Consider the following 23,196-nt stretch of genomic DNA (forward strand, 5'->3'; position numbering starts at 1 on the left):
TAGAATGAATAATAAAGGGATCCGACATAAGATTATTGCTGGAATGCTGATAGGAGCTGCGATGATAGCAGCACCAAGTGCTTGGTCGGAACAATATGCCGCCAATTTTAAGGGCACTGACATTCAAGAGTTTATTAATATTGTCGGTAAAAACCTCAATAAAACCATTATTGTAGATCCAACCGTACGTGGCAAAATCAATGTCCGCAGTTACGATTTACTCAATGATGATCAATATTACCAATTCTTCCTTAACGTACTTCAAGTGTATGGTTATGCCGTGGTTGAAATGGAAAACCATGTCATTAAAGTGATTAAAGATAAAGATGCCAAAATGGCTGCTATTCGCGTTGCCGATGACAAAGCTCCAGGTGTCGGCGATGAAATGGTTACCCGTATCGTGCCTTTATACAATTCTGAAGCTAAGCAGCTCGCACCATTACTTCGACAGTTAAATGATAATGCTGGTGGCGGTAACGTCGTCAACTATGACCAATCAAATGTACTAATGATTTCTGGCCGTGCTGCAGTAGTCAACAAGCTGGTAGAAATTGTTCGTAGAGTCGATAAGCAAGGCGATACAGATGTGCAAGTAGTGGCATTAGACTATGCCTCTGCAGGTGAGATAGTTCGTATTGTAGATACTCTTTACCGTTCCAGTGCTAATCAATCACAACTTCCAGGTCAAGCACCTAAAGTGGTCGCAGATGAACGCATGAATGCGGTTATTGTCAGCGGCGATGAGAAAAGCCGCCAGCGTGTGATTGAACTGATTAAGCGTCTCGATGCCGAACAAGCGAGTACAGGTAACACCAAAGTCCGTTATTTACGTTACGCCAAGGCAGAAGACTTAGTTGAAGTATTAACTGGTTTTGCACAAAATTTACAAGACAATAAAGAGGGCGCTAGTGCCCAGCAAGGCAACTCAAGTAAGCGTCGTAGTGATATCAATATTATGGCCCACAGTGACACTAACTCTTTGGTGATTAGTGCTGAACCCGATCAACTGCGTACTATTGAAAGTGTGATTAATCAGCTTGATATTCGCCGTGCGCAAGTGCTCGTTGAAGCCATTATTGTTGAAATAGCCGAAGGCGACAACGTTGGTTTTGGCGTGCAATGGGGTAGCGAAGCGGGCGGGCTGACTCAGTTTAACAATATCGGTCCAACGATTGGTGAAGTGGGTGCTGGGGTCTGGGCTGCACGTAAAACCGATGGCACTAGCGTGACGACTATTGATGGTAATGGCAATCCAGTTACTACCACTAATCCAACCTCTGAAGGCGACTTTACGTTGATCGCGCAAGCACTCGGCAAAGTAAATGGTATGGCCTGGGGCGTGACGACAGGTAACTTTGCCGCGTTAATCCAAGCCGTTTCAAGTGATACTAATTCAAACGTATTAGCCACACCGTCGATTACTACGCTCGATAACCAAGAGGCGTCGTTTATAGTTGGTGATGAAGTGCCCATTATTACCGGTTCAACCTCAAGCTCTAATAATGACAACCCTTTCCAAACGGTAGAGCGAAAGGAAGTGGGGGTTAAGCTGAAAGTCGTACCGCAAATTAACGAAGGTTCATCGGTTAAATTAACTATCGAACAAGAAGTGTCGGGTGTTAATGGTAACACTGGCGTAGACATCAGTTTCTCTACACGCCGTTTAACCACTACTGTCATGGCAGATTCAGGCCAAATTGTCGTCTTGGGCGGTTTAATTAACGAAGAAGTTCAAGAAAGTATTCAAAAAGTTCCAATTCTTGGTGATATTCCTTTTATTGGTCATTTATTTAAGTCTTCTTCTAGCAAGAAAACCAAAAAGAATCTGATGATTTTCATCAAGCCCACTATTATCCGCGATGGCATTACAATGGAAGGTATTGCGGGGCGCAAATATAATTACTTCAGAGCATTGCAGCTGGAACAACAAGCGCGTGGTATTAACTTAATGCCAAATACTCAAGTACCTGTATTAGATGAGTGGAACCAAGAAAATTATATACCGGACGACGTCAACGACATGCTTGATCGCTATAAAAGCGGCAAAGGATTGAGTACTGATATGCGTGATTCAGATCCCGCTTTACGTACCATCGATGAAAGCATGCAAAAGGACAAGGCTCAAAACAATGACTGATAGCGTGATAACTGAGCCATTAGCCCAAGTATCTAGTGACGTTGCCATGGAAGTGGTCGAAGGTGATGGGGTTTTTCACTCCAACAGTAAAGAACGTTTGCCGTTCGCCTTTTCACATCGCTTTCAATTAGTGTTAGCGAAAGATAACGATCAGCTTTGTCTTTTTTATACTGATAAAACGCCGCTCAGTGCCATGCTAGAAGTACGGCGCTATGCGGGTGTTGAGTTACCGTTGATTAAGCTAGAAGTGGCTAAGTTTGAGGCTAAATTAACTCAAGCATATCAAGCTAACTCCTCTGAAGCTCAACAGCTTATGGAAGATATCGGTAACGAGATGGACTTATTCACTCTGGCCGAAGAATTACCGCAAACCGAAGATTTGCTTGAAGGCGATGATGACGCACCAATTATTAAATTAATTAATGCGTTATTGTCTGAAGCCATTAAAGAAGAAGCCTCAGACATTCACATCGAAACCTATGAGAAACAATTAATTGTTCGTTTCCGTATTGATGGTGTGTTGAAAGAAGTATTAAAGCCAAATCGTAAGTTGTCATCTTTGTTGGTGTCGCGGATTAAAGTGATGGCGCGCTTAGATATTGCCGAAAAACGCCTCCCACAAGATGGACGTATTTCGCTGCGTATTGCTGGTCGTGCTGTCGATGTGCGGGTATCAACTATGCCATCGAGTCATGGTGAGCGCGTGGTAATGCGTTTACTGGACAAAAATACCGGTAACTTAGACTTACAACAACTGGGTATGACACCAGGCATTCGTGAAAAATTCGATGAACTAATTCGTAAACCTCACGGAATTATTCTTGTTACAGGGCCTACCGGTTCTGGTAAAAGTACCACCTTGTACGCTGGGTTAACGGAAATTAATTCTAAAGATACCAATATTTTAACAGTTGAAGATCCGATTGAATATGAATTAGAGGGCGTTGGTCAAACTCAGGTCAATACTAAGGTCGACATGACTTTTGCTCGTGGATTACGCGCAATTTTACGTCAAGATCCTGATGTGGTGATGATTGGTGAAATTCGTGATTTAGAAACCGCGCAAATTGCGGTGCAAGCATCATTAACCGGTCACTTAGTGATTTCAACTTTACATACCAATACCGCATCAGGGGCTATTACCCGTCTGCAAGATATGGGGGTAGAACCCTTTCTAGTGTCATCTAGTTTGCTTGGCGTACTCGCTCAGCGTCTAATTCGTACATTATGCCCACAGTGTAAAGAAGCACATGAGCCAGATGAGCGTGAACGTGAGTTACTGGGTATTACTGCGAACGACACCCGTATTATTTATCGCGCTAAAGGGTGTAAGGCTTGTGGCCAAAATGGTTATCGAGGTCGAACCGGTATTCATGAGCTACTTATCGTTGATGACAATGTCCGCGAGTTAATTCATGGCGGCAGGGGCGAATTAGCCATTGAAAAATATGTGCGTAAATCGATTCCAAGTATCCGCCATGACGGTATGAGTAAAGTACTCTCCGGTGTGACCACCCTAGAAGAAGTATTGCGAGTGACTCGCGAGGAGTAATCAATGGCGGCGTTTGAATACAAAGCCCTTGATAGCAAAGGCAAACAACAAAAAGGTGTGATTGAAGCTGATACGGCACGCCATGCAAGAAGCCAGCTGCGTGAGCAGCGTCTTATGCCACTGGAACTTCTGCCGGTTAACGAGAAAGAAGCTCGCTCACAGCGTGGTGGGTTTAATCTCGCGAACGTGTTTAAAAAACGTATATCTGTAGCCGAACTGGCCCTGATCACGCGCCAAATTGCGACACTGGTAGCTGCGGGCTTACCGATTGAAGAAGCACTAAAAGCGGTTGGACAACAGTCTGAGAAAGATCGTTTAGGCAGCATGATTATGGCGGTGCGATCTCGAGTGGTTGAGGGTTACACCTTAGCTGACTCAATGGCTGAATTTCCGCATGTGTTTGATGATTTATACCGTGCAATGGTGGCATCCGGTGAGAAATCAGGCCATCTAGAAGTGGTACTTAATCGCTTAGCTGATTACACCGAACGCCGTCAACAGCTCAAAACAAAGCTAACACAAGCCATGATATATCCCATCGTATTGACTGTGGTCGCCATTGGCGTGATAGCCGTGTTATTGGCGGCTGTAGTACCTAAGGTTGTTGGCCAATTTGAACATATGGGCCAAGAGTTACCTGGCACGACCCAGTTTTTAATACTCGCATCGGATTTTGTGCAGCATTGGGGCGTGGTGGTGGTACTGATTATCTTCGGTTGTATGATTGTGTTTCAGCGTATGCTGACTAATCCGCAACTGCGAATGAAATACGACACCGCCTTATTGCAAATGCCCGTTATTGGTAAAGTCAGTAAAGGATTAAATACCGCACGTTTTGCGCGTACATTAAGTATTTTGTCAGCAAGCTCAGTGCCGTTACTTGATGGTATGCGTATTGCCAGCGAAGTATTACAGAATGTCAAAGTGCGTGCCGCCGTTGATGAGGCGACGGCGCGAGTCCGCGAAGGAACTAGTTTGGGGGCTGCGTTGACTAATACTAAGCTATTCCCTGCAATGATGTTGTACATGATTGCGTCAGGGGAAAAAAGTGGTCAATTAGAGAATATGCTTGAACGAGCTGCTGATAACCAAGACCGAGAGTTTGAGTCTAACGTCAACATTGCTTTGGGGGTGTTTGAACCCATGCTAGTCGTGAGTATGGCATCGGTTGTATTATTTATTGTAATGGCTATTCTGCAGCCTATTTTAGAGTTAAACAACTTGATCAGCGGCTAGGACTAACCTTGACCTTGCTTGGGTAAACCAAGCTTAACACCGATTTTACGCATGAATATATAGACAATTTTTAGAGGAAGTAATCAATGCAACATAATAATAAACAACGTGGTTTCACCTTACTCGAAGTAATGGTGGTGATTGTTATTTTAGGTATTTTAGCGTCAATGGTTGTGCCGAATTTGATGGGGAACAAAGATAAAGCAGATCAACAAAAAGCGGTGTCAGATATTGTTGCGCTAGAAAATGCATTGGATATGTACAAGTTAGATAACAGTATTTACCCAACAACAGAGCAAGGGCTTGATGCTTTAGTGCAAAAGCCTAGCTCGTCGCCAGAGCCGCGTAATTTCCGCGAAGGTGGCTATGTTAAGCGTTTACCACAAGATCCATGGCGCAATGACTATTTACTTTTAAGCCCTGGTGAAAATGGCAAAATTGATATTTTCAGTGCTGGCCCAGATGGACAGCCAGGTTCTGAAGATGATATCGGAAGCTGGAATTTACAAGATTTTCAATAAAATGGCTCAACATCGTCAAGCCGGTTTCACTTTATTAGAAGTGTTAATTGTGGCATTGCTAATGGGTTTGGTTGCCTCAGCGGTAACCTTATCGATTAGTGTTGCTGGGCCGGAACAAATGCTCAAAAAACAGGCGCAACGTTTTATGTCTGCCACCGAGATGGTGCTAGATGAAAGTGTATTAAGCGGCCAGTTTATTGGGATTGTGATTGACGAAGATCAATATCAGTTTGTGTTCTATAAAGAAGGCAAATGGATGCCTGTTGATCAAGACCGGCTGTTATCGGCTAAAAAAATGGAGGCTGGTATTACCTTAGATGTGGTGATTGATGGCATGCCATTAGTTCAAGAAGACGAGCAAGATGAGTCGTGGTTTGATGAACCTTTTATCGATGAACCGAGCGAAGAAGAAAAAAAGAAACACCCTGAACCGCAAATTTTATTATTTCCCAGCGGTGAGATGACCCCCTTTGAGCTAGGTTTTAATACGGTTAATGATGACCTTCAGCCCGTTAATGTGCTGGTTGTAGGTGATGCGTTAGGCCGCTTAACATTAGGGCGTGTAGATGAGTAAATTCACAGCATATCGACGCCCGCTAAACCTAAGTAATAAGCGTTTATCGACTCGAAACCGTGGTATGACATTACTTGAAGTTATTGTTGCCCTAGCAGTGTTTTCTATTGCAGCAGTATCGGTCACCAAAAGTTTGGGTGAACAAATGGCGAATATGCCCATTTTAGAAGAGCGTACGTTAGCCCAATGGGTGGCCAGCAACCAAATGGTTGATGTGCGATTACCAGGTACTTTTCCAGACATTGGCCAAAAAACCGGTCAGTCAGAACTTGCAGGCCGTGAATGGTATTGGCGTCAAGAAGTGATTAAAACGACAGATGATAAGTTCAGAATGATCCGTATTAGCGTCAGTGACGATGATAAATTTAAGCGTGTTGTTGCCCAGGTGAGTAGTTATGTACATAACAAAGCCTAAGCATTCAAGCGGCTTTACGTTACTGGAAATGCTTATTGCGATTGCGATATTTGCCATGCTGGGGATTGCGGCTAACTCGGTATTGTCGGCGGTGATGAAAAATGATGAAGTGACCCAAGAGTTTGCGACTCGACTTAAGTCATTACAGCAAGGTTTTGGCGCGCTAGAACGTGATCTGGGCCAAATGGTGGCGCGTACACCGCGATCATTTGAAGGCGAACGTAACAATCGATTTTTCCAAGTTGGTGACAATATTCTCGACTCAGAAACCCAAGCATTGGTATTTTACCGTTTAGGCTGGTTAAACCCTGATGGCATGTTACCCAGAGGCAGTTTACAGTCGGTTGCCTATGTGGTTCAAAATGGTCGTCTAGAGCGCTGGTATTATCCTTATCCTGAACCCGTATCGGGTGCAGAGCCACTAAAAAGTGTGGTCATTGATCATGTGTTATCAATTGAGTATTCATTTTATATTGATGATAAATGGCAGAAACAAGTTGATGGAAGCGTAATGCCAAAAGGGATTGCGATGGAAATTGAGCTAGAAGGTTTAGGTAAAATCCAGCGTCGATTTTTATTGCCCAAAGGTGCACCAGCGATTAAGTCTGATAAAGACGATCCTAACGATTCAAATAATAAAGAAGACAATAATAGCGAAACTGATCCTAAAATAGATAATGGGAAAAACTCATAATGGGTGGCCAAAAGCAGCGTGGTGTGGCGCTCATCGTGGTTATGTTGATTGTGGCTATGGTAGTGATTATCGCGACCAATATTACCAGTCGTAATCAGCTTTCTATGCGCCGAACGCTTAATTTAGCCCAATATGATCAGGCCTATTGGTATGCGCTTTCTGCCGAAGAGTTGGCGATGAAAGTGCTCAAGCAAGATTTTGAAGATTCAGAAGGTACAGTACATTTACAACAGTACTGGGCGCTAGCGAATGTGGCATTTCCGGCTGAATATGGTGAAATCGTCGGTGAAATACAAGATATGCGGGCATGTTTTAACATTAATGCCGTTGGGCAAGCATCAAAAGAGAATGACAATGGTCAGCCCAAAATGACCGTAGCCGCTAAACAGTTCCAATCGTTACTGATCAGTTTAGGTGTCGATGAGTTTGGTGCAGAGCAGCTGACGTATACTCTAAAAGACTATATTGACGAAGATACGTTATCTGGCCCATACGGGGCTGAGGATGCCGAATATGAGTCGCGTAATGTGCCATATCGTGCAGCCAATACCTTGATGCAACATCGAAGTGAGCTACGTGCTGTAATGGGCTTTAGCCAAAATGTTTATCTGAACATTTTGCCTTATGTGTGTGCAATACCGGGCGAAGATACCCAGTTATTGAATGTGAACACCATTAAAGTTGAGCAAGCCGCTTTACTCGCTGGGATGCTGGAAAATCAAATTTCAGTCAGTGAAGCTGAAAATATTATTAATAATCGCCCAGCTGATGGATATGAAAAAATTGATGATTTTTGGGAAAGTTCGTCTCTGAGTGGCATCAAATCAGAAGCGAACGTAAAGTCGAGTTTTGTGGTCGATAGCAAGTATTTTTTATTAAAAGCTGGCGCCAAAGTCGATAATGCAATATTTAGAATGGAAAGCGTACTTAAGCACAATGGTAAAGATTTAGATGTGCTCACTAGGCAGTACGGTGGTCAACAATAATAACAAATTCATTGCGTAACAATACGTATTGAGATCGGTGGAGAATAACAGTGTCTGAACGGCTATTTATCCGGTTAGGAAAAACATCAGAACACCCATGTTCATGGCTGGTATGGTCTGAACAAGAGCAAGAAATTATCGCTTCTGGTGAGTTATCTGATGCTGCAAGTCTCAGCACTTTAGCTGATCGCGCGGGTAATCGTCCTGTTGATGTACTTGTGCCTGCGGCCAACATGACATTGACACAAATTATGTTACCCGAAAAAGGTCAACGCCAAGCATTAAAGGCATTGCCATATATGCTTGAGGAATCATTAGCGACTAATGTCGATAACATGCACTTTGTGGTGGGCCCTCGTGAAGGTGAACTACTCAATGTGGCTGCGGTTGCGCATGAGCAAATGCAAACATGGCTTCAATGGTTGTATGATGCAGGCTTGAAAGTGAAACGCATCGTGCCAGATTGTTTAGCATTACCGTTAGATCAATGTCGTTGGGCAGCAATGAGTGTTGGTAGTGAATATTTAATCAGAACTTCAGAAGGCGGCGGTGTTAGCGTACCTAAAGCATGGGCTGAATTTGCATTACCGCAGTTATTAGCTCAAACGATGCTAAACCACACCGATGCAGATCCTCTTTTGGTAGCGGGTTATAGTGATGATATTGATTTTGTTGGCGTTACAGTTGAAGCCAAGCCTTTAGATTTACCCATGATGATATTAGCCAAGGGCATCTTAAATGCGCCAATGAACTTATTAAGTGGCATTTATAAACCTAAAAGTGAGTACAGCAAACAGCTATTAACCTGGAAAAATACTGCGATTGTGGTGATGGTGGCGATTGTTTTAGCATTGACGAATAAAGGTTTAGCTATTCATCAACTTAATAAGCATACCGCTGAGATAGAAGCTCAAAGCGAAATGCTTTTTAAACAATCTGTCCCTGGGGTTAATCGTATCGTTAATATGCGCTCACAAATGGGCAGTGAATTGCGCAGCATGCAAGGCCAAGGCGGTGGTGCAGTATTTTTTGAAATGCTAGATGGATTAAAGTCTGCATTTAGCAAGGTGCCAGAATTAAAACCCAATACTTTGCGTTATGAAGCCAATCGTAATGAATTACGGATGCAAGTGACTGCAAAAAATTATGCTCAAATCGATAAGTTTAAAGAGATTGTCATGAAAGACTACCTCCTCGAAGGTGGAGCCATGAACAGTAACGAAGAAAGCGTTACCAGTACGCTGACGTTAAGGATTAAATAACATGGAAAATATGCGTAGTTGGTGGCAAAGTTTAGCCATTAGAGAGCAGCAGCTGGTTGGTTTTTGTGCCGCAATACTAGTGGTCGGTATTTTTTATTGGGGCATTTGGACACCGATTTCCAATGCCCAAGAAACAGCAGAGCGCTATAATAGCGCTGCTCAACAAACGTTAAATTATGTAAAACAAACGGCCAATAAAATTGCTGGTCTGAAACAAGCGGGTGCACAAGCGAAAGTTCGCGGAAGTTTAAGTTCCATTGTTAATCAAACCGCTGGCTTATATAAATTAGAGATCACGCGTATGCAGCCGCAAGGCGATAAGATCCAGCTATGGATGGATGATGTACCATTTGATGCGCTACTGGGTTACTTACATGACTTAGTCGAGCAAAAAGGGTTAACGTTAGACAGTGTTGATTTAACGGAATCAGACGTTGCTGGCTTTGTAAAAGTAAGACGTATTCAGCTTTCTCAGTAAGGGTTCTTTGTGAGTTTATTTTCAAAAATAGTCATTGGCGTCATTATTTACCTAGTGTTTTTATTGGTTTATTTACCAGCAAACTGGTTAGTCAGTATTGCTCCGTTACCCAATAATGTTGCCATCAGTGGTGCAGAAGGTACTCTTTGGCAAGGGCAAGCGTCTTTAGTTACCATCGACCAGCGCCAGATAGAGCAAGTCAGTTGGCAATTAAGTCCTTGGGGATTATTAGTTGGTAAAGCTGATATTGATTTTAAAATCGGCAATCGTGCTACGCCAGTGAGCGGTAAAGGCAGTATTAGTTGGTCATTTTCTGGACTGAGAGCAAACAATATTCGTTTTGACCTGCCGGATAGTTTTTTACTCGCAGGCGCTCGTTTACCATTTAAAACCCAAATTGATGGCGATGTAAGTTTAATGGTTGAAATCTTAGAGCAAGGTAAGCCATGGTGTGAGCAATTAAGCGGTAAATTATTTTTAAATAACACCAACGTTAAAAATCAATATGGTGTTTACCCTTTGGGTAACATCTCATTAGGATTGAGTTGTCTTGATGGCCAATTAAAAATAGCCACAGATGAAACCCAAAACGTATTAGGCTTAACTGGGAGCGCTATTTTAGGCGAGTCAAACTTGGTTAAAGTCAGTGCTAAAATTAAACCGACAGATGCCCAACCTAAAGATTTACGTGAAGCGTTATCATTCTTGGGCCGACAAGATAGCCAAGGATATTATCCTATAAACTATCAAGGTGTTGTGCCTGGTTTGTAATGTTTTGAGTAATGAAAAACTCACGCCTTGATATCACTATCAAGGCGTTTTTTTATATCAATGATAAGTCATCTATACATTTGGTTTATAAACCGACTTTGAGAGAACTCAGCTTTTATATGATGATTCAATGTTATTGCGGGCTATAGCAATAAAAGTGCCGATGATAATAATTGGTAATCAGTAATCGCAGGAAAGTCGGTAAAATCAATATGAGGTTTCTGGCTGTCTGGATTGCTAATTCCGAGTTGATAACCCACGCCTGCTTTTTTCGATGCTGCTAAAATCACTTCGCTGTCATCAATAAATAAACACCGTGATGGATTTAAGTTAAATTTATCAAATGCATATTGCCAAAATTGCGGATGTTCTTTGGGATAACCGCTTTCATGGCTAGACAGCATCAGGTCTAAACCTTGGTCTAAGTTGGTATGGATTAACTTAAGCGCTAAACTTTGCGGGTGTGCATTAGTTTGACAGCACAGATTGGTACACAGGTATGCATTTAGATTATCAATTTACTCGCAACTGGTCTGCAGGTTTAGGGATGGATTATATCACTTTGGCACCTAACGATATATTGAGCTATCAATTCAATCTTCGCTATCAGTTTTAATTTTTAGTGGTTTTTATATCCTCTTATCAGCATGTTATTTCTAATGCTTAGATAAGAGGATATTTTTTATGTCTTTATTCTCTCTCTGTTTTGAGTCGTTATCAGCTTATATCATCACCATTTATCGCTGTTTAAGATATTTTCTGCCGATAAAAACAGGTCACATTATTTTTGTGTTTGGTATAAGATTGAAGCTTGTGAAAACGACATCATTTGACGAGGCTTCAATGACACAGCGGCATAAAAAGCCGGAAATCCTGCATACCGAAATTGTTGCCAAAAGCCGACTGTTTCAAATTGAGCAGGTACACCTTAAGTTTTCTAATGGCGTAGAACGTCAATATGAAAGAATGAAAGGGGGTAGCAGAGGTGCTGTGATGATTGTGCCTATTCATCAAGGTAATTTATTATTAGCTAGCGAATATGCCGCCGGCACTGATAATTATGAACTAGGCTTTCCTAAAGGGTTGATCGATCCCGGTGAAACGGCAGTTGAAGCCGCCAATCGTGAGCTTCAAGAAGAAATTGGTTTTGGCAGTTATCAATTAACCCATCTAAAAGAGCTATCGCTTGCGCCAGGCTACTTTTCCAGCAAAATGCATATTTTTGTTGCTGAAAAATTGTATCCTAGTCGTTTAGAAGGTGATGAACCTGAACCGATTGACGTGATCCCTTGGCCACTATCTGATTGGCAGCTATTACTCGATAATGTCGACTTTTCAGAGTCTCGCAGTGTGAGCGCACTTTTTTTAACTCAGCAATATTTGAATATATCAATGCATAACCTTACCGATGAAAATAGTTGAGGGTGAATTTTGCTAACTAATGAGTCAATTCATTTGGTGTATTAATTCTGCATATAACCATACATACAGTAGGCGATAGCCTTGTTTATAGGTGTCCTTGTCAGGTCATCCTTATCGAATCCAGCAATTGGAGTAGTAATGAAGCCAGAAGATGTAATCGAGCAAGTCATAGACATTGCAACGGAAGCTGGGCAAACGATTCGCGAAATTTATCTCAAAGGTAACTTTAAACGCGAAACTAAGTCAGACAATACCCCTGTAACGTCTGCAGATTTAGCTGCCCACGATCTTATTTGTCGTAAGTTAGCTGAGCTAACGCCTGATATCCCCATCCTAAGTGAAGAAGCCGCTGATATTCCTTTGAGTGTCCGCGAAACGTGGAAGCGCTATTGGTTAGTTGATCCATTAGATGGCACTGGCGAATTTATTGCTGGAAGTGGTGATTTTTCTGTCATTATTGCTTTGGTGGAACATAACCGACCTATCATGGGAGTGGTCTATGTGCCGATGACTAAAGTGTGCTATTACGCTATTGCGGGCTTAGGTGCTTATAAGCGAGATGGTAAAAATGAGATCCGTATTACCAGTAAACAATTAACCGGTGATGAACCTGAGAATTTACGTTTGGCGGTCAGTCGTCGCCAAGATCCGCAATCGGTATTAAAGCTACTTAACAAACCTAATCGTTGTGAGTTAGTGGTAATGGGTGGTGCAGCATTGAAAAGTTGTCTAGTCGCAGAAGGGCGTGCCGATTGCTATGTCCGTTTAGGGCCGACAGGTGAGTGGGATACTGGTGCTGCGCAGATTATTATTGAAGAAGCGGGTGGAGCCTTGATTGATATTAATTTACAGCCTTTGACCTATAATGAACGTGAAACACTTGAAAATCCAAACTTTATCGTAGTAGGTAGCGCTAATCTTCCGTGGGATATATTGTTAACTAATTAATTTATATGTTTTTTAATGGGTGTTGATTGGTTCTTTGGATGTGTTGTTTTTTCGAACAGGTGTTAGTTTATTAATAACATACTTAGCAACGATATCAGTAACGACATGCAACGATAGTCATCCGAAACCATAAAATGCGACCATATGGTGTAAACACTGATGGCAGTGTGAGGTTTTATCCGTTAATACCAGTGAGCTTGCCACTACTGTGACTAGATTTAATTATACCCGCTCAGATACACACAAAAATGCCCTCATTTGAGGGCATTTTGTTTAAATGGTTGATTGATGACTATCTAACCATTGATGTATCGCTTGTCTGTCGCCTTGAAAGATAACTCTGTCGCGTTTCTTTTCAAGTTGATACAGATACATAGGATCATAATAAATATCGAGTAACAGGCTTATCCAGTCTAAATGTTTACAGGTATCATTTTGGTTTTGTTGCATATTAAGTGCATCGTCAACCAAGATCTGTAATTCTTGATGTTGTTTACCACCTAAACGTTTACGGATCCCTAATAAGCTTCGAGTCAAATAAGCTTTAAATGCATCGAAACCAGCTTGTTCACCTAAAAGAGATACGTAATCAGCGAGTTTACTTTCTACATAGTCGTGGAGTAAACGCGGCAAACGTGCGTCTAATGGCTCATCAAGCAAAATAATATCAGCTTGTTGCATGGCATGGTAAAAACTGTGTGGTAGTGCAGAGCGACCAATCAGAATACTTTCATCTTCTAATAATAAATGACGATGATGCTGTTGTTGATGCGAGAGTAGTGCCACTGCTAAGGTATTTTCAAAGTTAATTTGGCTGGGTTGAGGGTCGATATTCTTACCAAAGCTCGATCCTCTATGATTAGCAATACCTTCAAGATCGACCGACTCATCTCGTTGATTAATCACTTCCGTTTTACCACTGCCGGTTATGCCGCTCAAGATAAGTACTTTAGAGTGACTGGGTGCTTGCTCAATAGTATTAATTAAAAAAGTACGCATGGCTTTATAACCCCCTTCAATATAAGGGATATGCATGCCAGATTCTTTAATCCATTGCTGGGATAATTTTGAGCGTAAGCCACCACGAAAACAATATAAATAACTGTCCGGATGTTGTGTCAACTGAGTGAGCCAAGCATCTATACGCTGTTGCTTAACATTACCTTTTACCAACTCATGACCTAATGCGATAGCAGCATCTTGGCCATGCTTTTTATAGCAAGTACCGACTTTTTCGCGCTCACTATCTTGCATTAATGGTAAATTAATCGAGTGACTAAAGGCTCCTTTAGTAAATTCAATGGGTGCACGTACGTCGATTAATGAACGATTTTCTAATAAAAGTCTGCCATATTCTGAGCTGGGGATGACCATGCTCATTAGCTTAATTCCACAAGGATATTGTGTCCGCTAGTATGAGGTTCATAGGTATTGAGCATGCCGATACAAATCGCTTCAATGCCATTGGTTTCTAATAATTGTGTCAGTTCATGTTCAGCCTCTGCACTGACACTAACTAATAACCCGCCACTAGTCTGTGGATCGCAGATAATGGCTTTTTGATGATCAGTTAAGGGCGGTAAATACTCACTGTAACTGTCAAAATTACGATGGGTCCCGCCTGGTATACAACCTAATGCAAGGTAGTCACTGACTTTAGCAAGAAGAGGGACTTTGGATAACACTAAGTTAGCTTTAAGTTGTGCGCCTTGGCAGACTTCAATCAAGTGGCCAGCAAGTCCAAATCCTGTTACGTCAGTTAGCGCGTTAACACCATCTATTTTAGCGATATCAACCCCTATCATATTGAGCTGACACATAGCATCAGGTGCAATTTGACTGTCTTCCTCTCGAAGTTTTTTCTGTTTTTGTGCGGTAGTCAGAATGCCAATACCAATGGGTTTAGTGAGGTACAAACGATCGCCTGCTTTAGCAGTATTATTTTGCTTTACTCGCTCAAGCGGAATTTGTCCTGTTACAGCTAAACCAAAAATCGGCTCTGGAGAATCAATACTGTGACCGCCAGCCAGCATAATACCTGCATCTGCACAGGCTTGGCGTCCACCATCAACAACTTGTTGGGCAATTTCTGCGGGTAATATATTAATAGGCCAACCTAAAATGGCAATTGCCATAATCGGAGTACCACCCATAGCGTATATGTCGCTTATGGCATTAGTGGCTGCAATTCGACCAAAGGTAAACGGATCATCCACAATAGGCATAAAGAAGTCTGTAGTACTGATAATGCCAGTTTGTTCGTTAAGCTTATAAACGGCAGCATCGTCACGAGTTTGATTACCAACTAATAAATTAGAATCAGTAAAGACGGGGAGTTGTGATGCAAGAATGGTACTTAACACTTTAGGAGAAATCTTACAGCCGCAGCCTGCGCCATGGCTATATTCGGTAAGTTTAATTGCTTGCTGAGACATATTGGTTGATCTTTGATGGCGTATTGAGCGGTAATTATAATCACTATTGGCCCAAATATCTTGTTTTTTAGCCGTTTATCAAATTTAGTCGACCATTTAAAATGGATAAAAATATTATTGTGAACGTTGTTTTTTATTTTGTTTGCTGTTAACTTACCTTCCAATCAAGATAACTGATGTTAGGTGATTACTTTGGCAAGACGTAAAGAACATACTCATGAGCAAATAAAGACTATGGCTATTGAAGCCGTCGTAATGCATCTGCAGCATGACAATATTGAAACGTTGAGTTTAAGGAAGGTGGCCAGTCTAATAGGCTATGTACCAAGTACACTGATTAATATATTTGGTAGTTATCATTATCTATTATTAGCGGTGTCAGAGCAGACATTAGCGCAGCTGGCCAACAAGTTATCGTTGGAGATGAATGATAATCCACTGTTGAATATTCAGCAGATGGCGACAATTTATAGTGAGTTTGCCTTGCAGAATCGGCGTTGTTTTCGTTTAGTATTTGAGTTAAGTATGCCCGATGATCAGCCTTTACCAATTGCGCATTTAAGCTTAATAAAGTCATTGTTTGGTCTAGTTGAATCACAATTATTACAATACTTTCCAGAGGCCGACAGCCAAAAAATTGAAATGATGAGCAGAGTATTGTGGGGCGCTATTCATGGGTTAACATCTTTAGCACTAGATGGTAAATTATTTGAGGAGCAATCGTGTTTACAGGACATGCTCATCAGTCATGTACAGAGTTATATCGCAGGAATGAGCATTAAAAAGGAATTTACATGTTACTAACGAAACGATTTTTCCCTTATTTTGCCACCTTATGTTTAGGTGCGTTAAATGATAACTTTTATAAGAATGTGTTGCTGTTATTGGTGACCTACAGCCAATTAAGTGCATTACCAATTGATGTTAATTTATTTGTTAACTTAGCGGCAGGGGTATTTATTTTACCGTTTTTTCTGTTTTCAGCCCATGCCGGTATCGTGGCCGATAATATGGATAAAGCAAAGCTGATAAGACGATTAAAGCTGTTAGAGTTAATCATCATGTCTACCGCCGCGATTGCGATCGTGACCCAAAGTTACATGATTATGTTAGTACTCCTGTTTTTAACTGGCAGTCAGTCGGCGTACTTTGGCCCAGTAAAGTATTCATTACTACCACAAGCACTTAGTGAACAAGAGTTGGTAAAAGGTAATGCGTTAGTTGAAATGGGTACCTTCTTATCGATTCTCATTGGGACGTTAAGCGCCGGCCTCGTAGTGTCAAACGAAAATGGTTTAGTTTGGGCCGCCATAACGGTAACCGTATTAGCCGTTGCAGGTTATCTTGCTAGTCGTGCTATACCTTCATTGCCCGCGCAAGGGGAGCTTAACCCTAATAATTTCTCTCTGTTTTCTGGTACGTGGCGCTGCATCAATAAAGCTCGTGAAACCACTTCAATTTGGATGGCCATTTTAGCCATTAGTTGGTTTTGGTTTTTGGGTGCGACTTATCTGACTCAGTTTCCTAATTTTGCCAAATTGCATTTACATGCAGATGTCACGGTAGTGTCATTGTTATTAGCGCTTTTTTCTATTGGTATTGCCGTTGGTTCATTCGTGTGTGAACGTTTCTCTTTTGGCCATGTTGAGCTGGGACTATTACCGTTTGGGGTTTTGGGCCTGAGCGTGTTCAGTTTTGATATGATTAGCGCCATTCCAACTGCATCGGTTGAATTGGGGTTTGTGTACAGTTTTGAAGCCTTCATTGCTAACGCCCAACATTATCGGTTGATGATTGATTTATTTCTGGTTGGTTTAAGTGGTGGTTTGTTTATTGTGCCCTTGTATGCTTTTATACAAACTCGTGCAGAGAAGCAAGAATGTGCTCAGGCGATTGCGGCAAATAATATTATCAATGCATTTTTTATGGTGGGGTCTGCCATATTATCTATGGTGCTATTAAGTGTGTTCAATTGGAGCATACCTGAGTTGTTTACACTCATAGGTGCACTAAACCTTATTGTGCTGCTATATGTGTATTCACAAGTACCTGAGTTTACCCAACGTTTTATTAGTTACTTACTCAGTCATGTGATGTACCGGGTGAGAGTGTCTGGGCGAGAGCATATTCCATTGCAGGGGGCTGGCATTATTGTCAGTAATCATGTGAGTTATGTTGATGCTCTTATTATTATGGGCGCATCCACAAGGCCAATCCGGTTTGTGATGGATAAGTCGATTAGCGAGATCCCATTATTAAAGTATGTCTTTAGACATGCAGGCGTGATCCCGATTTGTTCACCTAAGAAGTGTGAAGCGACATACCTTAATGCGTTTGAACAGATACACCAAGCACTGGCTAATGATGAGTTGGTGTGTATTTTCCCTGAGGGCAGGTTAACCCCAGATGGAGATATAGGTGAGTTTAGACCTGGTATAGACAAAATATTACAACGTGATCCCGTTACTGTTATACCGTTAGCATTAACTGGATTGTGGGGATCTTATTTTAGCCATAAAGGCGGGCATGCGCTTACTACTTTACCTAAACGTTTTTGGTCTAAAGTCTCGGTAAGTATTGCGCCTTCCGTTGATGGCAGTCTCACCAATTGTAAAGTGTTGCAACAGCAGGTGACACAGCAATTTAATTAACACACTATGTTCGATTTTAGTTGCTCAAAACAAAAAAGGTCACGCATATGCGTGACCTTTTGTATATTGTTAAAAACTTACGACGTATAAGCAGCTGTTAGGCTTTTCCAATTACGTTGTTGTTCAAGAAATTGGTTACGCAATAATTGTACTTGTTGTTTCAGATTGTGATCTGTAAGTTGCTTGCGTTTCGCCTCTAACAAGCTCTTTTTAGCTTGATAATAGTCAACTAAGTGTTGCTTCATCAGCTCATACTCTGCTTGAAAACTTTCTATAATTTCATCGCAGTTTGGTAAGTGAGCGACCTTATTTTGTGCTTGTAACAACTGCATTTGCAAACGTGCACTTTCAATACGCTCTTGCGACACTTTACGTAAATCGGTTGCTAAACCAAACCAACTCATTAGTTTGATGAGCCATTTGGTTGGATCATAGTCCCACCACTTAATGCCATTACGATAATCATTTTCAAAAATGTGATGGAAGTTGTGATAGCCCTCGCCATATGTCAGCAATGCTAGAAAAGCATTATCTTTAGCGGAATTTTTATCTGTGTATGGTTGTTTACCCCAGATATGAGCCAATGAGTTGATAAAGAAGGTACAGTGATGTACTACCACCAGACGCAATAAGCCTGCCATGAGTACCATTGATAAAATATCGCCATTCAACCAGCCGATAAATGCAGGTAAAACAATATTCATTAAAATCACTAAGGCTAAATAGTGCTTGTGTTGCCACATAACGATAGGGTCATTTTGTAAATCACGTACGTTGTTGTAGTCACTGTAACGGCTGGCTTGGTATTCGCGCAGCATCCAGCCTATGTGGCTGTACCAGAATCCCATTTTAGCGGAGTATGGGTCTTTATCATTATTATCAACATGTTTATGATGAATACGATGATCACTACACCAATGTAGTGCGCTGTTCTGTAATGCTAATGCTCCACCTAATGCATATAAAAATCGCACGGATGGGTGAGCTTTATAAGCTTTATGTGACCATAATCTGTGGTAACCCGCAGTAATCGATAGACCACTTGCGTAAGCGAAAACAACAAATGCAATCCATTCAATGCCATCAAAGCCATGGGTAAAACCACGCCAAGGGATTAATACCGCAGCGCCGATGAAAGTAATGGCAAATAACAAGGTATTAAGCCAAATGATTGGAGGTTTTTTCATTTAATAGGGTTCCAATAATAGGTTTAAATAAGTTGAGCGTACAATTGTACGCTAATTTAACTTGGGCGGCTAGTCATGGTCAAGCTTAACAGGGCTGTGTTTCTGTTTTAAAAACGGTATTATCGTTGAATTAATATTGACTGAATGGATTAGTAAATGGGTGTAAGAGCGCAACAAAAGGAAAAAACCCGCCGTGCATTAGTAGATGCAGCATTTAATCAACTTAGTGCTGAGCGAAGTTTTTCCAGCTTAAGCTTACGTGAAGTTGCGCGAGAAGCTGGTATTGCCCCCACATCATTCTATCGTCATTTTAAAGATATGAACGAACTTGGCTTAACCATGGTTGATGAAGGTGGATTAACCTTACGGCAAATGATGCGAAAAGGTCGTCAACGTGCTGAGGCTGGTGGCAGTGTAATCCGTATTTCTGTTGACACTTTTATGGAAGTATTGGAATCAAATCCAAACGTGTTTCGAATATTGTTACATGAACGTTCTGGCACCTCTGCTGCATTTAGAGCTGCAGTTGAACGTGAAATTGAACATTTTATTTCTGAGCTTGCTCATTACACTGAAGCACAAGCTAAGCGCACACCTTTACTTGCGCGTGCTCAAGCTGAATCTTTAGTTATTTTAGTCTTTAATGCTGGAGCATCAGCGTTAGATTCAAAACGCAGCGAGCGAAGAGCTTTGGCTGACCAATTAGTGTTACAACTGCGTATGGTTGCTACTGGTGCTGAAGCTTTGCAGCATAAAATGGATAACCGAGCATAAACGATTACGATATAAACTCACTCTAAGCACATCAGAAACAAACAGGGCGCTAATCATTAGCGCCCTGTTTGGTTAATTTGCGTTACTTGCGTTCTAACAATACTCCCGACTCCATATGGTCGGTATAAGGAAATTGGTCAAATAACGCGAAGCGAGAAATTTTGTGGGTTTGGCTTAAGGTCTGTAAATTGTCATTGAGTGTTTCTGGGTTACAAGAGATATATAAAATCCGCTCATAACCTTGGATCAGCTTCAATGTTTCAGGATCAATTCCTGCACGTGGTGGGTCGACAAAAATCGTATTGCAATCGTAACTGTCTAAATCGATACCTTCTAAGCGTCTAAACTGACGTTTTTTAGCCATTGCATCACTAAAGTCTTCTGCTGACATCCGTATAATCTGAACATTATTTACTTGATTAATATCGATATTATATTGCGCTGCATCAACCGAAGGTTTTGCCAGCTCGGTTGCTAATACACGCTTAAAGTTTTGCGCTAATGCAATGGTAAAGTTGCCATTGCCACAATACAGTTCAAGTAAATCACCTTGGCTATTCTGAGTGACATCGATAGCCCACTCCAACATTTTTACCGATACTTTAGCGTTTGGCTGGGTAAAGCTATTTTCTATCTGCTTATAATGTAATTGCTTAGCATTGATTGTTAGCGTCTCGGTGACATAATCTTTGTCTAAATCGATTTTTTGCTTACGCGCACGGCCAATAATATTGACATTAAATTGAGCCGATAACTTTGCTTTCAAGAGCGTCGCCTGCTCACGCCATTCTTCATCAAGCTGGCGGTGATACAATAAAGACACTAATATTTCGCCACTCAAGGTCGATAAAAAATCAATTTGAAACAGCTTATAACGTAGCGCTGGATTGGGGATTAACTCCGCAATCAGCTCTGCCATCATTTCATTAATGAGCACACCTGCGGGTAAATATTGATCGCAACGCACTTTTGCATTCAGTGCTTTATCAAACATGTAGTAATATAAGTCATCACCATCATGCCACATTCTAAACTCAGCACGCATGCGATAATGCATAGGCTCAGAAGCAAAGACTTCAAGCGCTGGTGGATTGAAATCGGCAAAGGTCTTTTCTAGCTTGATGCGCTTTTGTTGTAATTGTGCATCGTAGTTTTTAGGATCCATTGCAGCTAAATTCATATCGTCCACCAAAGGCTGTAAAAAAGGGCGCAAATATTATACTAAATGACGCTGATGTCTAGTGCTACGCACCTAAGTATAAAATATCATGAACATTAATGCTGCGCACATTCATATTGGGAGCCCATATTGTCTGGACCTATTTTAGTATTTGACTCTGGTATCGGCGGATTGTCGGTATTGAATGAAATTAGAAAACAACTGCCACAGCATGATTATTGTTACTTATTCGATAATGCACGTTTACCTTATGGCAATTTGTCAGAGCAAGAGTTAATAACAGGCTGTGTTGCATTGATCACCCATCATGCTCAGCGTCTTAATGCCAGTATTGTGGTGGTTGCCTGTAACACTGCCAGTACCCTAGTATTGCCATTATTACGTCAACAATTAACTATACCAGTAGTTGGGGTTGTTCCCGCTATCAAGCCAGCAGCCATGTTATCAAAGAAAAAACACATTGGTTTATTGGCCACACCAGGTACGGTTAAACGCGATTATACTCAAGCGTTAATCAATCAATTTGCAGGAAACTGTAAGGTTGAATTATTTGGCACGTCAGATTTAGTCTTACTTGCAGAGCTTTATGTCGCTCAACAACCAATTGATATCGATAAACTCAATCATATCCTAGCACCCATTGCTGCATCGAATATTGATGTACTCGTACTGGGCTGTACTCATTTTCCAATGATAGCAGCAGAAATTAGTCATTATCTCGGTGATGGGGTAACACTACTAGATTCTGGAGAGGCGATAGCAAAGCGGGTGAGGTTTCTACTGAGTAAAGAACATAATGGTAATAAACAACTACAGGCATGTTATACCAAACAGATTAGCCAAGGGCTTAAAGCAACATTAGTCGATTATGGTTTTAGTGATTTTTCGCTGGTAACCATAACCGACTAACAACAGTGCTTAAGGAGTACTAAGAATCAGCTTCAATAGCGATTAGCTATTTTCTGAATCAGATTCTTGTGATTTAGCTTCTCTTACCTTTAATGTGCGCTCTTGAAAGCTGTAGTCATTTAATTTCGACATGGCTTTCTGTGCACCTGATTCAGACATCTCAACAAAACCAAATCCTTTACGACGCCCTGTTTTACGGTCTCGCACTAAACGAACTGAGTTAACCGGTCCGTATTCGCCAAACAATGCCTTTACTTCTCCTTCATGAACACGGTAAGGCAAGTTACCTACATATAGTGTCATAGTAGGACCAACATAAGGTTCATCAGACGAGCTTGAACCGCTAGAAGGTATAAAGGTGAAAATTAACGTCGCAACGACTACACCAGCAATAAACGCAACCGAAGATGGTGTACCGTTAAACTGAAAAAAAACAAAAGCGCCAAGAAGCGCCGCAATCAAAACAATCACGAATGATTTCTGCATAAAATAATCTCTAATGAATATAAAAATGATAAATAACTGTTAAATACTATTACATACTAATTAAAAATTACCAGATAAACCAGACTACTGTTGAAAAATTGAGCTCAAAAGTAACTTTAATATCAAAAATAACCATTTTGCTATTTAGTTAAAGACGCTTCTTTAACCGGAAAAGTTAAAAAAGAATCAATCTGCATAAAAGTTGGGCATTCAAAAGATTTCATTAATAAAAGCGCTTGCACTAAATCTTAAGCTGCCTATAATGCGCATCCACTGACACGGCAGACCGCGAAAGCAAAAACCGGTTAGCGTTATGAGCAACCACCTAGTGGTGTTGATAACAGGCAAAAAGAAGTTTGAAAAAACACTTGACGCCATAAAGGGATTGCGTAGAATACGCACCCCAAGCCAACGACCTAGCGTCTTACGGCGATGTATGAAAAATTGACATCACGCTCTTTAACAATTTATCAAGTAATCTGTGTGGACATTCACAGGTATTGAGTTATTCGAAATTGTCTTCTGTTCTTCGGAATGTTGGCAATCAAAAAATTTAAACTCAATGCAACGATGAATGT

Annotated in this window: 22 protein-coding genes and 1 pseudogene; 17 read left to right on the forward strand and 6 right to left on the reverse strand. The window is 41.2% G+C overall.

Going from position 1 to position 23,196, the window contains the following annotated elements; all coding sequences use genetic code 11:
- The first annotated feature begins 4 nt into the window (after positions 1-4).
- From gspD to H5114_RS18930, 11 genes are all read left to right on the forward strand, one after another.
- Positions 5-2,137, forward strand: coding sequence for a type II secretion system secretin GspD (gene gspD, locus H5114_RS18880; protein WP_182723761.1), 2,133 nt, complete (start codon positions 5-7; stop codon positions 2,135-2,137).
- Positions 2,130-3,689 (forward strand): type II secretion system ATPase GspE, encoded by a 1,560-nt coding sequence (gspE, locus tag H5114_RS18885; protein ID WP_124017725.1) that lies wholly within the window; start codon positions 2,130-2,132, stop codon positions 3,687-3,689. The genes gspD and gspE overlap by 8 nt, the downstream gene beginning before the upstream one ends.
- A 3-nt stretch (positions 3,690-3,692) precedes the next feature.
- Positions 3,693-4,925: a type II secretion system inner membrane protein GspF gene (gene gspF, locus H5114_RS18890; protein WP_124017724.1), complete on the forward strand. Its 1,233-nt coding sequence runs from the start codon at positions 3,693-3,695 to the stop codon at positions 4,923-4,925.
- A gap of 86 nt (positions 4,926-5,011) precedes the next feature.
- The gene (gspG, locus tag H5114_RS18895; protein ID WP_124017723.1) at positions 5,012-5,446 is read left to right on the forward strand and encodes a type II secretion system major pseudopilin GspG; all 435 of its coding nucleotides are present in this window, start codon (positions 5,012-5,014) and stop codon (positions 5,444-5,446) included.
- A gap of 1 nt (position 5,447) precedes the next feature.
- Positions 5,448-6,020: a type II secretion system minor pseudopilin GspH gene (gspH, locus tag H5114_RS18900; protein ID WP_124017722.1), complete on the forward strand. Its 573-nt coding sequence runs from the start codon at positions 5,448-5,450 to the stop codon at positions 6,018-6,020.
- Positions 6,013-6,435 (forward strand): type II secretion system minor pseudopilin GspI, encoded by a 423-nt coding sequence (gene gspI, locus H5114_RS18905; RefSeq protein ID WP_259395340.1) that lies wholly within the window; start codon positions 6,013-6,015, stop codon positions 6,433-6,435. The genes gspH and gspI overlap by 8 nt, the downstream gene beginning before the upstream one ends.
- The gene (gene gspJ, locus H5114_RS18910; RefSeq protein WP_124017721.1) at positions 6,416-7,129 is read left to right on the forward strand and encodes a type II secretion system minor pseudopilin GspJ; all 714 of its coding nucleotides are present in this window, start codon (positions 6,416-6,418) and stop codon (positions 7,127-7,129) included. Before gspI ends, gspJ begins: the two co-directional genes overlap by 20 nt.
- On the forward strand, positions 7,129-8,115 hold the full coding sequence (gene gspK / locus H5114_RS18915) for a type II secretion system minor pseudopilin GspK (RefSeq protein ID WP_182723762.1): 987 nt from the start codon (positions 7,129-7,131) through the stop codon (positions 8,113-8,115). Before gspJ ends, gspK begins: the two co-directional genes overlap by 1 nt.
- A 50-nt stretch (positions 8,116-8,165) precedes the next feature.
- On the forward strand, positions 8,166-9,377 hold the full coding sequence (gspL, locus tag H5114_RS18920) for a type II secretion system protein GspL (protein ID WP_182723763.1): 1,212 nt from the start codon (positions 8,166-8,168) through the stop codon (positions 9,375-9,377).
- 1 nt (position 9,378) lies between these two features.
- On the forward strand, positions 9,379-9,855 hold the full coding sequence (locus tag H5114_RS18925; protein WP_182723764.1) for a type II secretion system protein M: 477 nt from the start codon (positions 9,379-9,381) through the stop codon (positions 9,853-9,855).
- Between the two features lie 9 nt (positions 9,856-9,864).
- The gene (locus H5114_RS18930) at positions 9,865-10,626 is read left to right on the forward strand and encodes a type II secretion system protein N (protein ID WP_124017717.1); all 762 of its coding nucleotides are present in this window, start codon (positions 9,865-9,867) and stop codon (positions 10,624-10,626) included.
- Between the two features lie 143 nt (positions 10,627-10,769).
- Here the strand turns inward: H5114_RS18930 and H5114_RS18935 are convergent.
- A pseudogene (locus H5114_RS18935) lies at positions 10,770-11,099 on the reverse strand (HAD-IA family hydrolase); the annotation flags it as partial.
- 370 nt (positions 11,100-11,469) lie between these two features.
- On the opposite strand from H5114_RS18935, the gene nudE reads away from it, so the two are divergent.
- The gene (gene nudE / locus H5114_RS18940) at positions 11,470-12,048 is read left to right on the forward strand and encodes an ADP compounds hydrolase NudE (protein WP_124017787.1); all 579 of its coding nucleotides are present in this window, start codon (positions 11,470-11,472) and stop codon (positions 12,046-12,048) included.
- Between the two features lie 138 nt (positions 12,049-12,186).
- A complete protein-coding gene (gene cysQ, locus H5114_RS18945; protein ID WP_124017712.1) occupies positions 12,187-12,996 on the forward strand; it encodes a 3'(2'),5'-bisphosphate nucleotidase CysQ in 810 nt (269 codons plus the stop codon).
- Positions 12,997-13,269: 273 nt separating this feature from the next.
- Here cysQ and mnmH read toward each other — a convergent pair whose 3' ends face one another.
- Positions 13,270-14,376 carry a tRNA 2-selenouridine(34) synthase MnmH gene (mnmH, locus tag H5114_RS18950; protein WP_182723765.1) on the reverse strand — a complete coding sequence of 369 codons (1,107 nt, stop codon included), beginning with the start codon at positions 14,374-14,376 and terminating at the stop codon, positions 13,270-13,272.
- Positions 14,376-15,431 carry a selenide, water dikinase SelD gene (gene selD, locus H5114_RS18955; RefSeq protein ID WP_182723766.1) on the reverse strand — a complete coding sequence of 352 codons (1,056 nt, stop codon included), beginning with the start codon at positions 15,429-15,431 and terminating at the stop codon, positions 14,376-14,378. Before selD ends, mnmH begins: the two co-directional genes overlap by 1 nt.
- 192 nt (positions 15,432-15,623) lie before the next feature.
- Here selD and H5114_RS18960 point away from each other — a divergent pair, with 192 nt between their 5' ends.
- Positions 15,624-16,235: a TetR/AcrR family transcriptional regulator gene (locus H5114_RS18960; protein ID WP_182723767.1), complete on the forward strand. Its 612-nt coding sequence runs from the start codon at positions 15,624-15,626 to the stop codon at positions 16,233-16,235.
- Positions 16,226-18,082 carry an MFS transporter gene (locus tag H5114_RS18965; protein WP_182723768.1) on the forward strand — a complete coding sequence of 619 codons (1,857 nt, stop codon included), beginning with the start codon at positions 16,226-16,228 and terminating at the stop codon, positions 18,080-18,082. The genes H5114_RS18960 and H5114_RS18965 overlap by 10 nt, the downstream gene beginning before the upstream one ends.
- A 77-nt stretch (positions 18,083-18,159) precedes the next feature.
- On the opposite strand, the gene H5114_RS18970 is transcribed toward H5114_RS18965, so the two are convergent.
- Positions 18,160-19,269, reverse strand: a complete 1,110-nt coding sequence (locus H5114_RS18970; RefSeq protein ID WP_182723769.1) for a fatty acid desaturase — start codon at positions 19,267-19,269, stop codon at positions 18,160-18,162.
- 156 nt (positions 19,270-19,425) lie between these two features.
- Between H5114_RS18970 and fabR the strand changes: the two genes are divergently transcribed.
- Positions 19,426-20,043, forward strand: coding sequence for an HTH-type transcriptional repressor FabR (fabR, locus tag H5114_RS18975; RefSeq protein WP_124017706.1), 618 nt, complete (start codon positions 19,426-19,428; stop codon positions 20,041-20,043).
- Positions 20,044-20,125: 82 nt separating this feature from the next.
- Here fabR and trmA read toward each other — a convergent pair whose 3' ends face one another.
- Entirely contained in the window at positions 20,126-21,223 is a 1,098-nt protein-coding gene (gene trmA, locus H5114_RS18980; RefSeq protein WP_124017705.1) for a tRNA (uridine(54)-C5)-methyltransferase TrmA, read from the reverse strand.
- 129 nt (positions 21,224-21,352) lie between these two features.
- Here trmA and murI point away from each other — a divergent pair, with 129 nt between their 5' ends.
- Positions 21,353-22,132: a glutamate racemase gene (gene murI / locus H5114_RS18985; protein ID WP_124017704.1), complete on the forward strand. Its 780-nt coding sequence runs from the start codon at positions 21,353-21,355 to the stop codon at positions 22,130-22,132.
- A gap of 42 nt (positions 22,133-22,174) precedes the next feature.
- Here murI and H5114_RS18990 read toward each other — a convergent pair whose 3' ends face one another.
- Complete coding sequence (locus H5114_RS18990; RefSeq protein WP_124017703.1) at positions 22,175-22,618, reverse strand: RNA-binding protein; 444 nt, start codon at positions 22,616-22,618, stop codon at positions 22,175-22,177.
- Positions 22,619-23,196 lie beyond the last annotated feature (578 nt).

Origin of the sequence: Shewanella sp. SR43-8, from assembly GCF_014163775.1 — a bacterium.
Lineage (GTDB): Bacteria > Pseudomonadota > Gammaproteobacteria > Enterobacterales > Shewanellaceae > Shewanella > Shewanella vesiculosa.

Bases quoted from the DNA above. Each gene is read 5' to 3' on its own strand.
- cysQ (WP_124017712.1), top strand. From the start codon at position 12,187: ATGAAGCCAGAAGATGTAATCGAGCAAGTCATAGACATTGCAACGGAA.
- mnmH (WP_182723765.1), bottom strand. From the start codon at position 14,376: ATGAGCATGGTCATCCCCAGCTCAGAATATGGCAGACTTTTATTAGAA.
- nudE (WP_124017787.1), top strand. From the start codon at position 11,470: ATGACACAGCGGCATAAAAAGCCGGAAATCCTGCATACCGAAATTGTT.
- H5114_RS18970 (WP_182723769.1), bottom strand. From the start codon at position 19,269: ATGAAAAAACCTCCAATCATTTGGCTTAATACCTTGTTATTTGCCATT.
- H5114_RS18925 (WP_182723764.1), top strand. From the start codon at position 9,379: ATGGAAAATATGCGTAGTTGGTGGCAAAGTTTAGCCATTAGAGAGCAG.
- gspG (WP_124017723.1), top strand. From the start codon at position 5,012: ATGCAACATAATAATAAACAACGTGGTTTCACCTTACTCGAAGTAATG.
- H5114_RS18990 (WP_124017703.1), bottom strand. From the start codon at position 22,618: ATGCAGAAATCATTCGTGATTGTTTTGATTGCGGCGCTTCTTGGCGCT.
- gspK (WP_182723762.1), top strand. From the start codon at position 7,129: ATGGGTGGCCAAAAGCAGCGTGGTGTGGCGCTCATCGTGGTTATGTTG.
- gspJ (WP_124017721.1), top strand. From the start codon at position 6,416: ATGTACATAACAAAGCCTAAGCATTCAAGCGGCTTTACGTTACTGGAA.
- gspI (WP_259395340.1), top strand. From the start codon at position 6,013: ATGAGTAAATTCACAGCATATCGACGCCCGCTAAACCTAAGTAATAAG.
- trmA (WP_124017705.1), bottom strand. From the start codon at position 21,223: ATGAATTTAGCTGCAATGGATCCTAAAAACTACGATGCACAATTACAA.
- gspD (WP_182723761.1), top strand. From the start codon at position 5: ATGAATAATAAAGGGATCCGACATAAGATTATTGCTGGAATGCTGATA.
- H5114_RS18965 (WP_182723768.1), top strand. From the start codon at position 16,226: ATGTTACTAACGAAACGATTTTTCCCTTATTTTGCCACCTTATGTTTA.
- gspF (WP_124017724.1), top strand. From the start codon at position 3,693: ATGGCGGCGTTTGAATACAAAGCCCTTGATAGCAAAGGCAAACAACAA.
- gspH (WP_124017722.1), top strand. From the start codon at position 5,448: ATGGCTCAACATCGTCAAGCCGGTTTCACTTTATTAGAAGTGTTAATT.
- fabR (WP_124017706.1), top strand. From the start codon at position 19,426: ATGGGTGTAAGAGCGCAACAAAAGGAAAAAACCCGCCGTGCATTAGTA.
- selD (WP_182723766.1), bottom strand. From the start codon at position 15,431: ATGTCTCAGCAAGCAATTAAACTTACCGAATATAGCCATGGCGCAGGC.
- gspE (WP_124017725.1), top strand. From the start codon at position 2,130: ATGACTGATAGCGTGATAACTGAGCCATTAGCCCAAGTATCTAGTGAC.